Source organism: Paenibacillus sp. FSL H7-0357 (assembly GCF_000758525.1).
GTDB lineage: Bacteria > Bacillota > Bacilli > Paenibacillales > Paenibacillaceae > Paenibacillus_AQ.
In genome coordinates this window covers 7,534,996-7,550,684 of the sequence record NZ_CP009241.1, presented here as the reverse complement: position 1 = coordinate 7,550,684, position 15,689 = coordinate 7,534,996, and the positions used below count along the sequence as shown (strand labels likewise).

Below are 15,689 nucleotides of genomic sequence, written 5' to 3'. Positions count from 1 at the left end.
GCCCGGCTTGCAAAAAGACAACGGTTATGCAACCCTAAATAAAGACAACATTTAACGGGGGGCCGTACATGGCTAAAACAATTGTAGAAAAGTTAAATATGCACAAATTCAAAAAGGTTGCTGTATTGTACAGACCAGAGAATGAAGACAGTTTAGCGGGATTAGCAGAGCATGACACTGAATTAACAGCCAGCAGTTATGATCTGATTTTTGCTTATGTGCTCAATATGGAATCGCTACAGGAGCTCGTCCACAAAGTGATTGATCACAACTATTTAAATAAAGGAGGCTATTTGTTCGCCGCTTATCCCAAAAAAGGGAATAAGGTTTATTCGGCCTACATTCACAGAGACAGTCTTTTTGAAGGGGTAGGAGCCGATGAGGACGGTTATATTGGAACGAGCAACCTGAAGTTTGCACGTATGGTGGGCTTAAATGAGGTGTTTACCGTTGTCGGATTCAAAGAGGAGGCGCGGAAGAACAAGGATGTATCTTCAAAGCCAAGTCAACGTGTGGACGATTACACCTCTATGATCCCTGCTGTGGAGCAAGATCTGACGGATAGTGCGGAGATACTGGCTTTTTACCAATCCCTTACGCCCGGCTACCGAAAGGATTGGGCCCGTTATATATACAGCGCTGTACAAGAGGAGACTAGAGAAAAACGGCGGGCAGAAATGAAGAAGATTCTGGGTGAAGGGTATAAAAGCATCGATATTTACCGAAGAGACAGGCCGTAAATAGAACTGTCATCCTTGCGGACATAATAGAAGAGAAGCCACTCCGCATAAAGAGTGGCTTCTCTTCTTCATATACTGATATTGCTAGCTCATGCGTGTTACAACAGAGGTTCTTCCTTGCTGACTACGTTTGCTTTTTTTTCAATCATGATCTTCTTTTTCGTGGGCATAAATAATGTGATAACAAACGCGGCAATGGATAGAATTATCATGAAGTAATAGGCGTCACTTGCCCCTAAAATTGATGTAAGAGATTTAAGGAGCTCAGCAGTAGTAGAAGGATTGTGCTGGAGCACTGTAGCTGCATGGCTTGTAGCCTGCACTGTAAATCGTAATCACGACAGCCGTACCAATCGCCCCGGCAATTTGGCGGACGGTATTATTTACTGCTGTACCATGTGTGCCGAGTTGCTTGGGCAGCGCAAATTACCTTGATGCATAGAAGAAGGTTTTTGTAACCGGTAAGGTCCGCATATAGCAAGAGGGTTTCATCTCAATAAAAAAACCACTCACATGGGCAGGAGTGGCATTGTCTTGCTACAAGGTGTCTTTCACTTTGATTAATAACTTCAAGAAGGCCGCGCTTTCTTCTTCGGTAAGGCCCTGGGTAACACATCGTTCTACTTCCATGAATATATCGTGGAATTCTTCGACGAGGTCGGCCCCTTTTTGCAATAAATATATTTTTTTCTGCCGTTCATTATCTTCCGGAATCACCCGCTTGATATACCCTTTTTTCTCCAACCCCTGAAGCATGCTGGTGATGGTGGCTCCCTTACGGTTGAAACGCTCGGCCAAATCCTTCTGGATCACACCTTTGTCCTGATGCTCAAAAATATAGCCCATCATCTGCCCTTGCTGCGCATTCAGTCCCAGTTCCGATAATCTGACATTGGCCATACCTCTGATTTTCAATCCAATCTCCCGGATTAAATCGGAGTAGGGGGTAAGCAAAGCTTGCTTCGTCATCCTGTGCCTGACTCCCTCGCTATAGTTTGAATTCTAATTATAAGAACATCTTAATTTTCGGTCCCTAAATTGTCAAATTCAAATGGTTAGACTTCATTTAATTTTAAGATTGACAGTTAGAAATCTAACTGTTATATTTCAATCAATAACAAATGCTATTCCATTATAGGAGGTATCACAATGATTACAGCAATCACCAATGCGTGCATATTTGACGGCGAGAACGTGATCAGAGCCACGACGGTCCTGATTGAAGGCGAACAGATCCTATCGGTAGGCGGGGAAATACCGGCACATGCGGTCACCATTGATGCGAAAGGAGGGACTTTATTGCCGGGTCTGATCGATGCCCACGTTCACACTTCCGTAGAGGGCCTGCGTGACGCACTGAAATTCGGTGTGACGACTGAACTGGAAATGATGGGCGGGTTTACGAAAAACGGCCGCGAGGCACAGCTCCAGGGGATTGAGGATATTGCCGACGTGCGGTCTGCCGGAATGGGGGTCACACCTCCTGGAGGGCATCCCGATGAACTTATGCCTGGGGATGGGGAAATCCCGGATTTTGTACTGAAGGAATTGGAGAAAATGAGCGAGGAAGATCGCAACGCTATGCTGGCTGCTCATGCCCATGATCACGATCACGGAGAAGCGGCTGCGGTATCGAACAGGGACGAGGCGTTGGCATTTGTAGGCGAACAAGTCAGGGAGGGAGCCGACTATATTAAGATTATGATTGAGGAAGGGACGGTACTGGCCGCCCCCGGATTGCCTGTTTTAAGCCAAGATATTCTAAGTGCAGCCGTAGGGGAAGCACACCGGTACGGCAAGATTGCGATTGCCCATGTGTTGACTGCGGACTCCTCCCGGCAAGCCATCGAAGTCGGGGTCGATGGTCTGGCCCATTTATTCATCGACCGCCCGGACAATACTTCGGATCTGGTGAGAATGATCGCAGAGGCCGGTGCTTTCGTTACACCGTGTCTGGTCTTGAACTCCTCCATTATTGGTAACTCCGCAGCGGAATTGGCCAAGGATCACCGTGTGAGTTCCAGGCTCAGTCCGGGATGGTTGGATACGCTGAATGCCAGCTTCCATACCTACCCGCAAGGCAGCATGGAAGACAACTACCGGAATGTGATGGATCTTCATCATGCAGGTGTAGACATCCTGGTGGGTACGGATGTCTCCGTGCCGGTTCCATCGCTTGGCGGGCTTGCCCATGGCGCTAGTGTACACCATGAAATGCAGCTATTGGTGGAAGCGGGATTCACGCCCGTAGAAGCTCTTCAGTCCGCTACTTCAAAAACAGCCCGCCGGTTCGGCCTGAACGACCGCGGGCGTATCATTCAGGGGGCAAGAGCAGACTTGGTCTTGGTCGACGGCGACCCGACCACGACTATTTCCGATACGTTATCCATCCGTAGAATATGGCTGCGCGGCATTCAGAAAGTAGAAGAAGTGTGAAACTACGCTGGCGCTTGATTTTTTAATAATGAGGAAGTCCATCCTAAGGGGATGGGCTTTTTTTAATATGCAGACAAATGAACGTTCGGGCGGTGCTATTCGTACTATAGTTATTCTACGGGAAGAGCGTATGGGAAAACACATTGAAAGGGTGAAGGGCATGCTTACAATCAAACATTTTACCAAAAGCTATAAGGGTGGTAAAAAGGCAGTAAATGACTTGAATTTGGTGGTGGAGCAAGGCGATATCTACGGCTTTATCGGACATAACGGAGCAGGTAAAACAACAACCATTCGGGCAGTAGTGGGCGTGCTTGATTTTGAAGAAGGGGATATTGAAATTGACGGTATCTCCATTAAAAAAGATCCGGTAGCGTGCAAGGCGAGGATTGCGTATATTCCGGATAACCCGGATTTGTATGATCATCTTACCGGCATTCAGTACTTGAATTTTATCGGTGATCTCTTTAGTGTATCCAAAGCGGATCGTGAGCAGCTTATTAAAAAATACAGCGATGCTTTTCAAATTACGGTCCATTTGGGTGATATGATCTCATCGTATTCCCATGGGATGAAGCAGAAGCTTGCGATTATCTCTGCACTTATTCATAAACCAAAGTTGTTGGTGTTAGACGAACCCTTTGTTGGCCTTGATCCAAAAGCCGCTCACATGCTAAAGACAATTATGGTAGAGCTGTGCAGCAACGGCAGTGCCATCTTCTTCTCCACGCATGTGCTGGATGTGGCAGAGAAGCTCTGCAATAAGATAGCGATCATAAAGGGGGGCCAATTAATAGCCCATGGCAAGACAGAAGAAGTAAAGGGCGAAAATAGCCTGGAAGCATTATTCATGGAGCTGATCGACAATGATTAATATCTGGAGATTAACGAAGCTGCAGTTGTTTTCTTCATTTGGGTTGAATAAAGCTTTACATACAAAAGATGTTAAAGAAAAACGCAAATCGCTTTTACTCGCCTTTGGTATTCTTGTGGGAGTGCTCATGATAGCAGTAGTTTCATTTGGATACAACTTCATGTTGGCAGTGACTTTTGAGCAAATGGGGCGAATGGATCTATTACTGGCGATTATGATGGCTGTTACTTCTATTGTAGGGTTCTTCACCACGGTCTATAAGGCAAGCGGTGTATTATTCAGCTATAAGGACTACGATTTGGTGATGTCGCTGCCGATCAAGACGAGTCATGTTGTGGCAAGCCGTGTTCTTCAGCTTTATGTGCTGAATTTGTTCCTTTCTTTGATTGTCATGCTGCCAGCAGGTGTGGTGTATGCTATAAAAGTGAATCCGGGGACGTTATTTTATCTGTTTTTTCTATTGACCCTTTTATTTATCCCATTACTGCCGATTATTGCGGCAACGATTATTGGTTCATGCATCAGCTGGATCTCTTCCCGGTTTAAAGCGAGCCGGATGATCAGTCTTGTATTAACTTTTGCCATTGTGATTGTACTTATGGTCGGTTCATTTACACTCAATGGAAACGAGCAGGCACTTGCTGATATGGGGGCTGAGCTGGCCGATATGATATTTAAGCTGTATCCTCTTGCAGCGATGTATGTCGATGCGGTCTGCTCGTATCAGGTAGGCTCATTGTTATTATTTATTGCGTTATCCGTACTTTCATTTATTATATTTGCCACTGTGTTAAGTACAAAATATAAAGCGATTCATACAGGTCTAATGACCAGTCATGCAGGCAGCAAATATACCATGAAGCCGTTAGAAGCCTCCTCTCCATTTCGTGCACTGTATAAGAAGGAGTTGCGCCGATATTTTGGCTCTTCTGTTTATGTGCTGAACACAAGTATAGGCATGATTCTATTACTGGTGATGTCGGTTGCCTTATTGTTTGTCAGTTCGGAGAAGCTGGGGGAAATGATTGAAATTCCGCAATTATCCCATTATCTGAGTACGCTGGCTCCTATCCTGCTTTCCTTATTTGTAGTGTTAAGCTGCACAACGTCAAGTTCCATTTCGCTTGAAGGCAACAATTTATGGATACTAAAAAGTTCACCCGTATCGAAACAAGCGATATGGCTTAGCAAAGTTGCCGTGAATCTGACCATCACCTTACCGGTCCTGAGTATTAGTAGTGTAATGCTTATGATATCGTTGCGCACGGGATGGACGGAAAGCTTATTATTGCTTGTTATCCCTTTGATCTATGCTTGTTATTCCGCGCTGATGGGCATTATTGTTAACCTGAAATTACCTAACCTGGAGTGGAAAAGCGAAGTTACGGTAATCAAACAGAGTGCAGCAGTTCTTGTATCTATGCTCATAGGGATCATCAGTTTATTAGTTCCCTTGGGACTATCCCTTCTTCTGACGCAGGTAAATGCAAATCTCCTCTTGTTAGGGGTTGGCATGATTATGATAGCGGCATGCCTAGCAATGTATAGATATATGCAGACAAAAGGGGAGCAGTTGTTTCAGCGGCTTTAAACAGCCGGCTGTCGGTTCCATCCCGGCAACTGGCTGCTTAGCGTTTCAATAGGTCTCGAGATTTTAATTATGATAATATTCTGCCAATGCATTTGCCGCAATGATGGCCTGGTATACGTCATCAGGAGTTACGGGATGTGGCATATTGCCCATCGTGTCTCCTTCGGCACATGCATCTTCCGCCACTTTCCGCCATTCTTCCTCTCTAAACTGATCCAGACCGAGATCTTTTAATGTTAAGGGTAAGCCCACTTCTTTGATGAAGTTAATGACCGTTTCCACTTCTTCTTTGGGTGCACTTTCTAAAACAAGCTGTGTTAATAAACCAAACACTACTTTTTCGCCATGCTGTGCATGATGCAGCGATGGGACAGCGGTCATTCCGTTATGAATGGCATGAGCAGCGGCTAAACCGCCGGATTCTGCCCCCACACCACTTAAATAGATGGTGGCTTCAATTGTTTTTTCAACGGCAGGAGTGGAAACTTTATGATCAACGGCTATCTTCGCTTGAAGGCCATATTCCAGAACAGTGTCATAGCACATTTTGGCGATACCTAATCCGGCAAGCGAGGGTTTCAAATTGACCAGATTATCACCATTTTTCTGATAGCAGGCGCGTGCTTCGAAATAGGTGGCGAGCGCATCTCCAATTCCAGCGACAAAAAAACGGGTTGGAGCACTTGCTAAAATACTTGTATCTGCCAAGACCACATCCGGATTGGTTGGCAGGAACAGATAGCGGTCAAACGAGCCGTCTGTTTTGTAGATGACAGAAAGTGCGGTGCAGGGCGCATCGGTTGAAGCGATGGTTGGGAAGATAACCACAGGCAAATGTGCATAATAAGCGGTGGCTTTAGCAGTATCTAAGGTTTTCCCGCCGCCAATACCCACAATCACATTAGCTCCTGATTTTTTAACCGCTTCACAATGCCTATCGATTTCTTCCTGAGTAATTTGCAGATTAAATTTCACGAACTCACTCTGCTGTCCAGCTTCTTCAAAGGATTGACCCGCCTCTTTCGCTGCACGATCCAGAATGAATTCGTCACAAATTACATAAGCATGGTCACCATAAGTAGTGGTATACGTAGATAGTTCGTTTAATAAGTGGTGACCTACTATAAATTTCTTGGGGGACGTGACTGATTTTACCGATCGTTTCAATTTAACCACTCTCCTTGTTTTTAGAAATTATCTACTGCAGGTGAGCTGATTATGCATTCAATGATTGGGTTTGTTCCCTGAAAAAGAAAACAGCCCCTCAAATTGAGGAGCCTTCATAAGAATCACGTTAGGTTAAGTTGCGGGAATTTCAAGGCCCCTGGCAATTAAAAACCCCGGCAAATCTGCCGGGGCTAAATATGTATAAATGGAGTTGTGCACACAGAGGCATTATGATATGATTGGAGAATTACTAATCATTTATTTTGCGAATCGCCTAATAATCCTATCTTATTTACAACTTAATCTTACCACACAGTAATACGGGTTGTCAAACTTTCATTTTACAAATTCGAATGAAGGAGTGTATGCAGGAAGATGATAAGTGCGGAGGATTGGAAGCAAGAACAGGAACGGCTGAAGCAGGTTATGGAAAAGCTGCAAGCGAGGATCACCGAACTGGAGCCGGAAGTGGCCGGGCTGCATGACCAAGTGGTGGACATCCGCAAGCTGTTTTGGGAAGAAGTGACTGTAAACACAAGCACTAGCGAAGATTTTGAAGAGACCTTCTACAGTATCAGGCAGCAGGAAGCTTTATTGTCCGAACGGGAGCGAAGCCAGCGGTTGCGCGCGCAGCAATGGAAAAACATGAAACGGCTGCTGTCCTCTCCCTACTTCGGACGCATCGATTTTCATGAGGATGGCTTGAACACTGCTGAGCAAGTCTACATCGGTGTGTCATCCTTCATTGACTCAGATGGCATGAGTTTTCTGGTGTACGACTGGCGTACTCCGATCGCTAGTATGTATTACGATTATTCACCGGGCGCGGCCGGATATGACACGCCGGGTGGAGCTATCGCTGGACTGATGCAGCTGAAGCGGCAGTATCAGATTCGCGGAGATCAACTGCAGAATGTGTTCGACACGAGCTTAACGATTGGCGATGAATTGCTGCAGCAGGTGCTTGGCAAGGGTGCGGACAATCAGATGAAGAGCATCGTCGCGACGATCCAGAAGGAACAGAATGCCATTATCCGCGATGACAACAGCCGGATGCTGATCGTGCAGGGGGCGGCTGGCAGCGGGAAAACCTCGGCTGCCCTGCAGCGGGTGGCGTACCTGCTGTATAAACACCGCGAACGGCTGAGGGCTGACCAAATTGTGCTATTCTCACCTAATCCGATGTTTAACAGTTATGTATCTACCGTTCTTCCTGAACTCGGTGAAGAGAACATGCAGCAGACGACCTTCCATGAATATCTCGATTACTGGCTTGGCAGGACGTTTCGTTTAGAGGATCCCTTTGACCAGATTGAATATGTGCTGGAAGAACAATCTGACCGCGGGTATGAAGCCCGGCTGAAAGGAATCCAATACAAGGCATCTGTGGACTTTCTTCAAGCGCTCCAGAAGTATGCGCAGGGGTTGGAGGGGAAGGGCATGCGATTCATAAGCATACGCTTCCGGGATCGCGATTTGATCACAGCTAAGCAAATGGAATCGAAATTTTACAGCTATGATTCTTCCATTCGCTTATCCAACCGCATCACTTTGCTGCAGGAGTGGCTGCTGCGTGAGCTTTCTCTGCTGGAAGACAAGGAACGTGAGGCGTTCTGGGTGCAGGAGGAGCTAGATTATCTTGACAACGATCAGTACGCCGAAGTGTTTAATGAACTGCATAAAGACAGGGGAGTGTTTGACTTTGCCGAACAATATGAAGAAGCCCGCGAAATGCAGCGCGGCAATCGGAGGCTGGACGAGGGCGATTTCGATTATGCTGAGCGGGAGGAAGCACTGCTGCGCCGGATGGTCGTGAAAGAGCAATTTAAACCGCTGAAGCGAAGTGTGAAGCGGATGTTGTTCATAGACATGATCGGGTTGTACATCCAGTTCTTTGAAGAAGAGAATGCTTTGGCGAAGATGACGAATGAAGCTGGAATTTCCCTGCTCTGGCCGGAAATCTGTCAGCAAACCAAGGAGAAGCTTAGCCGGTCCGAACTCTTCTATGAAGATGCGACACCGTACCTGTACCTGAAAGAGCTCATCGAGGGCGTTCGGGTGAACACGGAGATCCGGCATGTATTCGTCGATGAGGGTCAGGATTATTCGATGTTTCAGTATGAGTTCCTCAAAAAAATGTTTCCCCGTGCCCGCATGACGGTGCTTGGCGATTTCGGTCAGGCTATCTTTGCTCAGGCCACGGAACTGCACGGCGAAGATTCACCGCTCATCGGATTGTATGGCGAATCTGAAACGAGCTTATTCCGTCTGGTTCGCAGTTACCGGTCAACGCGTGAGATTGTGGAATTCACGAAGTCTTTATTGCCTAACGCCAAGGAGATTGTAGCCTTTGAACGCAAGGGCAGAAAACCGCTCCTCTCTCAGATGGGCAGCGGCGGGCAGCGGGCCGCAAGAATAGCTGAGCATCTTGCGGCGCTTCAGGCGGAAGGTTTGGTCTCCATCGGGATCATCACCAAGACAGCGGCCGAAAGCAAAGCTGCTTATGATCTCCTTACAGCTCAGGGATGCCAGGGGTTGAAGCTTGTGACGAAGAGTACGCCCAACTTTGAGAAGGGAACCCTGATCCTCCCCGTATATCTCGCCAAGGGCGTTGAATTCGATGCCGTTCTAATCTACGACGCATCTTCGCAGACGTATCATCTGGAGAGCGAGCGCAAGTTATTCTATACCGCATGCACGCGTGCTATGCACCGGCTTTTGCTCTACACAACGGGAGAGTGGACCCCATTCCTTCCGGCATCGGATAAGTCCTTGTATGAGGTAGAGCAAATTCAGTGATGAATACTAACCAAGGATCTCTCTTCATAAACATGACAGTCAGATGTCGAGTTTCTCCATGTATACTTTGGAGAAAGGAGAGGATTCAACCATGAACACTTATACGACCCACAAGCCCAAGCTGATCATTACTGGAGTGGCTGTACGTACAACAAACGCTGAAGAAACGGGACCGGACGGACGATTGCCACAACTTTGGGACACCTACTTTCAGAGCAATCTTGTTTCTGCCGCGGGGGTCAGAAATCCTCAATTCCTATACTCGTTGTATACGGATTATGAAAGCGACGTGAACGGAGCCTATACCGTTGTAATTGGACATGAAACAGACAATGAATTCGTCCAGGATGACAATAATCATGCGATTGTGGAAATACCCGAAAGTAAGTACATCGTATTCACGGCAAAGAAGGGACCTATGTATGAAGTGGTGCCTGAGGCGTGGCGGGAGATATGGACCTATTTCAAGCAATCGCCGGAGGTGAGAACCTATACGGGCGATTTTGAGCTTTATGATTCCAGGAATTCGGATCCAGCAAACACAGAAGTGCAGATTTATATAGCCATTAAATAGCTGGAGAGCATGTTAAAACGCTACTGACATAAGGCTGTCAGTAGCGTTTTTGTATACTTAGATCAATAGATGATGTAAACAAGGAAGGGGATTGAGGCATGCAAATGGATGAAATAAGTCAACAAAGCCGCTTCTGGATTGGTGTCGTGTCTGCATCCCACGTGAAGCATGGGGAGCTGGGGGGCTTCGCGCAGCTCTGCCACGGCAAGTCAGCACCTTTACGCAAGATGCAGACAGGCGATTGGCTGATCTACTACTCGCCGCGTACAGATAGGACGAACGGGGAGCCACTCCAAGCGTTCACTGCTATCGGGGAAGTGGCTGATGATAAGGTCTACAACTATCAGATGTCCGAATCGTTTGTGCCATTCCGCAGAAATATCAGCTATATACCGTAGCTTCACGCGGGGGAATCCCAAGTGGGGGTATTCCCTCCGCTTCGGTCATTTGGAGATCGGCCGAGAGGACTTTATGACGATTGCCAGTGCGATGTTGAGCAATGAGCAGATAGAAGGTTTTTTATAGCATCGAACGTACCCCTTAGTATCTTTGTGATGAAGAATTGACAGTCTCGAAAGCAATGCTATAATCAAATAAATAGAAAATAATGCAATTATTTTTTCTTTTTGGAACCTGCATCCAGACAAACTTCACTAATCACTGTTTGGAAAATGGGGGTAAAGAGATGGGAGAGCTCAAAGCGCCTTTCGTAACCAATGTAGAGGATATGAGTTGGATCAGGCGCACTTCTGACTGCTATTTTATCATCGATGAGACGGGGAAAGTCTTACAATGGAGCGCGGAGCTTGGTACGCTGCTTGGTATTTCGGCCACACAAGCGGTCGGCAAGGCCTGCCGTTCCCTTGATCTCTTCAGTGATTCTACCGGGAACAGCCTCTGTAAAACCTGCCAGGTTCTAAGCGCTACAAAACATATGAACAATTGCAACGGATCACGCAGGGTATTTGTTCAACGTGGTTCGGTCCGGGTTCCTTTCCTGAAGAATATACGGGCCAGCAGCTACGATAAACGGTTAATCTGGGTGACCCTTGAACAGGCCGCGATTTTTTCCCTCATGGAAAAGCTGACTTCTCAAGAAAATAAAGTGCTGGGCCTATTATCCAGAGGCCATACAACGCAGCAGATTGCTATAGAGCTACACATTTCTTATACTACGGTACGAACCCATATCCGTAATCTTTTGAGCAAGCTTGGGGTACACAACCAAAAGGAAGCCGTTTCTCTCTTTTTTGCCGAGCTGCTTAAATAATAATTAGTGAGTAATAGAAAAGGATCATCTCCCGGTTGACTGAGGAGGTGATCCTTTTTGCGGCTTAATATCCAAATTATATTATAAAAATACCTCAAATGTACGATCCTTCTTCTTCTAATATATGTTAATTTAGTAGCACATATTGAAAGCCGGGAGCAAACGGTCCCGGTGAGGGAGGGAAATATGAGTAATATTGCAGCAATACAGGATCAGTTCAAAGCTCCGTTCTACCTGGTCTGGGAGATTACACTTTTGTGCAACGCCAGTTGTGTGCATTGCTATTCAGGCGCAGGCCGCCGGCACCCCGACGAATTAGACGCAGAAGAGGCTCTTTCCGTAGTCGATCAATTAGCTGAGGCCGGTGTCCTCCTGCTGGGACTCTCCGGAGGAGAAGCTCTGCTCAGGCCCGATTGGATGGACATAGCCTCCCGTGCTTCGTCGAAGGGGATGATGGTTTCGATCGGCACTAATGGAGCCGTGATTGATGATGAGATGTGCCGCCGGATCATCGAGGCAGGAGTGTCCGGGATTTGTGTCAGTATTGATGGAGCAACGGCGGAAGTGCATGAGCAGGTGCGCGGTGTCAAAGGACTGTATGACAAAGCTGTTAGCGCTATAGAAACATTAGTGAAGCATGGGATTAATGTAACTGTTGGGTATACGCCGACCCGGCTTAATTTCAAGGATGGCCGAAAGGTCGTAGAATTGGCCGCCCGACTCGGTGCAAATGGAGTGAATTTATCTGAGTTCATTCCCACAGGACGGGGAGATCAGGCATTGGCGCTTACGCCGAATGAGCTTCGTGATGTGATTGTGGAGTGGATATCCATGCAGCAGGAGTACGCCGGAAAGCTGAAGATATACTGGCATGACTGCCGTGTTGCACTGATGCTGCCGCCAGAGCAGGCAGCACAATATATAGGCTGTGGTGCAGGTTATGTTACCGCCCGTATCACGGTTAACGGTGATGTCACCCCTTGCGTGACTTTACCGCTCACAGCAGGCAATTTGCGTGAGCAGAGCTTCCAGGACATCTGGAGCTACTCGCCGGTCCTAGCGAATATACGGGACAGGACGACAAGAAACGAAGGAAATTGTGGCACTTGTGAGCATAAGTTTATCTGCGGAGGATGCCGCTCTGCGGCATTAGCCTATCATAATGATGCTTCAATGGGCGATCCTTATTGCTGGGTGGTTCCTGAAGCAGTTCAAGTGTAGAAGGAGAGGATAAGATGCCAAATTTAACTTCGGATACGGTACTAACACTCGCATCCAATATTGTTACCCGCAAAGAGGAAAATAGCAAGTATGTGGTGTACAACCCGGCTACGGACGAGCTCCATGTGTTGTCACGTCTGGCCTATACCATATTGAAGCTGTGTGAGCAGCCCGCCCGGGTTGCCGAGATTACGGGGCTTGTTGAGGAATCCATTCCAGCCTTCCAGTGTGACCAGGGACGCGGGGAAGTGAACGGATTACTTCAGAAGCTATTGAAACGAGGCTTGCTCCAGGCAGCCTGACCAGCCCTATAGAGAGGAGGTGAGGAAATGGAAGCAACCAGAGAACTGCTGTGGGACATCGCCCGTGACAATATGGCGGAAATGGAAGACGCTGATTTGCTGGCAGCCATTCAAGAACTGGATATTGTAGATTTAGGGGAATTATCTGTTATTGCCTGGAGAGTAATTTAGCAAGCAAGGAGCCTCGGGCGCTGCCGGAGGTTCTTTTTACAAGGAGGCAGCCAATGGATCAGAGCAGAACAACCTGCCGGAGGTTAAGCAGTGGATTGGAAATTATTCATCTTCCGTTAGCCGGTATGAACACGGTATCGCTGGGCCTGCTTTCGGGTGCAGGTGCAAGGCTGGAAGCGGAAGATGAAATAGGCAGTTCGCGGATTCTCGAACATTGGATATGGCGAAGAGAACAGAAGGAAGAAGATCTCAATGATATTTTGGCGGATTTCGGAGCTAATTTGAAAACCTCATCCAATATAGAATGGACACGCCACTGGACTACAGTGCTTTGTGATCAATTTGAGCCGGTCTTCAAACTGTTTTTGCATGATATTCTGGAGTTTGATTTGTGCCCTGAGACCTTTGCGGCCAGCAAGGAGTATGCAGCAGTTCTTTCAAGTAAACGCCGGAAGGAACCAAATGCGTACGTAATGGATGTATTGCGTGAAAAAATGTCCGGGGGTAAAACGATCGGACGGTCAGCTGTAGGCCGGGTTGAAGATATAGCGAAGCTGGATTTCCCCAAGGTGAAGAGCGTCTATGAACGTCTTTATGTTCCAGATAATTGTGTGGTTGCTGTGGTTGGAGGCATTTCAAAGGAAAGTCTGGGGAAGCTGCTGGATGCAATCGGTGAAGCCGGCGCTGAACAGGATTCACTGATCGTTCCTCGGGAAGAACCCCCTTATTGGCAATCCTGTGCGTATTCCATCGAACAGGAAGGCAGACTCGTTCATCTGGCAGCAGCGTTGCCCTGTGTATCCTGCAGACATCCTGATTTTTTTGCGTTTGCTGTATTGTCACAGGCGCTGGGTGGAGGAGACGGTTCCAGACTTTTTGAAAGTATCCGGCAGAGAAAAGGGTTGGCCTATCAAGTGCGGAGCAGTTTGATGTCCTTCAGGGACACGGGACTCATGACCTTTTATTTGGCCACCGGACCGAATTCCGTATCCTGGGCGGCATCTGCCATCGTTCAAGAAATGGAGCAAATCAGGAATAACGGAATGAGCAGGGAGGAGGTCAAGGCCGCCCAAAACCAGCTTTTAAACCAGATGGTCCTAAGGTCAGAGAGCACAGCTTCCAGAATGAACACGCTGTTGACCGCCTCATGGTATCCGGGATACCCCGGGACATTAACGGCCATGAAAGAAGCCATAAGTTCGGTTACTCCGGAGGCGATTCAGTCCGCATTACAGAACGCCGCCCCGACTGCAGAAATGGGTGTGGTGACGTTGGGTCCGGTATCCGCTTCAGCGCTAGTATTGAATCATTAGGAGGACGTTATGGCCTACTCGCAGTGGAAGTATCCAAATGGTCTGAACGTAATCACGGAGGATATGCCTTCAATGGCAAGTGTGACGGCCGGATTTTTTGTACTGAGCGGGGCAAGACATGAGTCCCCGAAACAGACAGGTATAGCACATGCGCTGGAGCATCTGCTTTTTCGGGGGTCGCTGCTCTATCCGAAGGGAGCCATGAGTCCCGAGTTCACTCAAATGACAGGGACTATGAATGCTTTTACCACCTGGGAATATACTTGCTTCTACAGCCGTTCCACCCCTGAAGAATTGCCCGGAATCTTTTTTCCATTAGTGGATATGATTCGTCAGCCTCTATTGCGGGAAGAAGATTTTGGTCTGGAACAGAATATTATCCGCAAAGAATTATCAAGACAATTAGAGGAACCGCGGAGCAGACTCACTCATGCGCTCCATCAATACGTGTATCCGGGACGTCTCGGCAAACTGCTGATTGGTCTCGATGAAGATATTCTAAAACTGAGCGCTCTGGAGCTTAGACAATTTCACCGGCGGCATTATATTCCCTCCAATATTCTGCTGGTGATTTCCGGCAGCCTTGAGAAATGCAGCGGCCTGGAGTCCTGCCTGCAAGCTTTACAGGATTGGGAGGAGCCTATGCTTCCGGTCGGGCTTGAACAGCCTCTAATGGCACAACCTGCGGTGGTTAACCTTTCGCAAAAGCGTGCAGAGCTATGTTACTCAGTATGGGCCTGGAGTCTCCCGCCGCTTGAAGATAAAGAACATTACGCAGTCCATTTGCTATGTACCTTGCTGGGCGACGATAATTACATCGGCTCAAGGTTCTATAATGTGATCGTTGCCCCTGGATTCGCCCAGCAGATCACCTGTGTATACTCCGTATTGGGCGGCAAAGGACTGTTCAAAATCTACGGTTTGGCAAGGGCAGCTCAGCTGGAGGCGATCCGAGAAAAGATGCTGGCCGAGCTGCGCCAGATGGAGGCTGGAAGGATCACACCACGCGAATACAACCGTGCCAAGCAAAAAGTAAAAACACAAATGGCCCTGGATGCTTCCGTATCCCACAGCCGTTCGGTCTCAATTGCCCAGGCCTGGATGCGTCATAGACGTATGGTTCCTCTGGACGAACTCCTGACATTCATTGATCAGATCAGTATAGGTGACCTTCAAAATATAATTGCGCAGTACTTTAACAACCAGGAGTGCTTTGAAATATACGGATAAT

The 15,689-nt window shown here is 47.5% G+C and carries 14 protein-coding genes and 1 pseudogene; 13 read left to right on the top strand and 2 right to left on the bottom strand.

Annotated features, from left to right (window positions below; all coding sequences use genetic code 11):
- The first annotated feature begins 68 nt into the window (after window positions 1–68).
- A complete protein-coding gene (locus H70357_RS33345) occupies window positions 69–740 on the top strand; it encodes a YdeI/OmpD-associated family protein (RefSeq protein WP_038598063.1) in 672 nt (223 codons plus the stop codon).
- Window positions 741–1,277: 537 nt separating this feature from the next.
- Here H70357_RS33345 and H70357_RS33340 read toward each other — a convergent pair.
- Complete coding sequence (locus H70357_RS33340) at window positions 1,278–1,709, bottom strand: MarR family winged helix-turn-helix transcriptional regulator (RefSeq protein ID WP_038598061.1); 432 nt, start codon at window positions 1,707–1,709, stop codon at window positions 1,278–1,280.
- Window positions 1,710–1,889: 180 nt separating this feature from the next.
- Between H70357_RS33340 and H70357_RS33335 the strand changes: the two genes are divergently transcribed.
- The 3 genes from H70357_RS33335 to H70357_RS33325 all read left to right on the top strand — a co-directional run bounded on the left by H70357_RS33335 (window position 1,890) and on the right by H70357_RS33325 (window position 5,641).
- Complete coding sequence (locus H70357_RS33335) at window positions 1,890–3,176, top strand: amidohydrolase family protein (RefSeq protein ID WP_038598059.1); 1,287 nt, start codon at window positions 1,890–1,892, stop codon at window positions 3,174–3,176.
- Between the two features lie 160 nt (window positions 3,177–3,336).
- Window positions 3,337–4,050 carry an ABC transporter ATP-binding protein gene (locus H70357_RS33330; protein WP_038601180.1) on the top strand — a complete coding sequence of 238 codons (714 nt, stop codon included), beginning with the start codon at window positions 3,337–3,339 and terminating at the stop codon, window positions 4,048–4,050.
- Window positions 4,043–5,641 (top strand): hypothetical protein, encoded by a 1,599-nt coding sequence (locus tag H70357_RS33325; protein WP_038598057.1) that lies wholly within the window; start codon window positions 4,043–4,045, stop codon window positions 5,639–5,641. Before H70357_RS33330 ends, H70357_RS33325 begins: the two co-directional genes overlap by 8 nt.
- Before the next feature lie 63 nt (window positions 5,642–5,704).
- Here the strand turns inward: H70357_RS33325 and H70357_RS33320 are convergent, their stop codons facing one another.
- Entirely contained in the window at window positions 5,705–6,808 is a 1,104-nt protein-coding gene (locus H70357_RS33320; protein WP_038598055.1) for a glycerol dehydrogenase, read from the bottom strand.
- 375 nt (window positions 6,809–7,183) lie between these two features.
- Here H70357_RS33320 and helD point away from each other — a divergent pair, with 375 nt between their 5' ends.
- The 9 genes and pseudogenes from helD (at window position 7,184) to H70357_RS33280 (ending at window position 15,688) form a co-directional block, all read left to right on the top strand.
- Entirely contained in the window at window positions 7,184–9,607 is a 2,424-nt protein-coding gene (gene helD, locus H70357_RS33315) for an RNA polymerase recycling motor HelD (RefSeq protein ID WP_038598053.1), read from the top strand.
- A 91-nt stretch (window positions 9,608–9,698) separates the two neighbouring features.
- Window positions 9,699–10,181: a GyrI-like domain-containing protein gene (locus tag H70357_RS33310; RefSeq protein ID WP_038598051.1), complete on the top strand. Its 483-nt coding sequence runs from the start codon at window positions 9,699–9,701 to the stop codon at window positions 10,179–10,181.
- A gap of 104 nt (window positions 10,182–10,285) precedes the next feature.
- Window positions 10,286–10,706 (top strand): annotated as a pseudogene (locus tag H70357_RS33305) (EVE domain-containing protein).
- A gap of 160 nt (window positions 10,707–10,866) precedes the next feature.
- Window positions 10,867–11,451, top strand: a complete 585-nt coding sequence (locus H70357_RS36945) for a helix-turn-helix transcriptional regulator (protein ID WP_038598049.1) — start codon at window positions 10,867–10,869, stop codon at window positions 11,449–11,451.
- Window positions 11,452–11,637: 186 nt separating this feature from the next.
- Complete coding sequence (locus H70357_RS33295; RefSeq protein ID WP_038598047.1) at window positions 11,638–12,672, top strand: radical SAM/SPASM domain-containing protein; 1,035 nt, start codon at window positions 11,638–11,640, stop codon at window positions 12,670–12,672.
- Window positions 12,673–12,686: 14 nt separating this feature from the next.
- Entirely contained in the window at window positions 12,687–12,974 is a 288-nt protein-coding gene (locus H70357_RS33290; protein ID WP_038598046.1) for a PqqD family protein, read from the top strand.
- 27 nt (window positions 12,975–13,001) lie between these two features.
- A complete protein-coding gene (locus H70357_RS36185; protein WP_156130981.1) occupies window positions 13,002–13,145 on the top strand; it encodes a hypothetical protein in 144 nt (47 codons plus the stop codon).
- 53 nt (window positions 13,146–13,198) lie between these two features.
- Window positions 13,199–14,458: a M16 family metallopeptidase gene (locus H70357_RS33285; RefSeq protein WP_038598045.1), complete on the top strand. Its 1,260-nt coding sequence runs from the start codon at window positions 13,199–13,201 to the stop codon at window positions 14,456–14,458.
- Window positions 14,459–14,467: 9 nt separating this feature from the next.
- On the top strand, window positions 14,468–15,688 hold the full coding sequence (locus H70357_RS33280) for a M16 family metallopeptidase (RefSeq protein WP_038598044.1): 1,221 nt from the start codon (window positions 14,468–14,470) through the stop codon (window positions 15,686–15,688).
- The last annotated feature ends 1 nt before the right edge of the window (window position 15,689 follow it).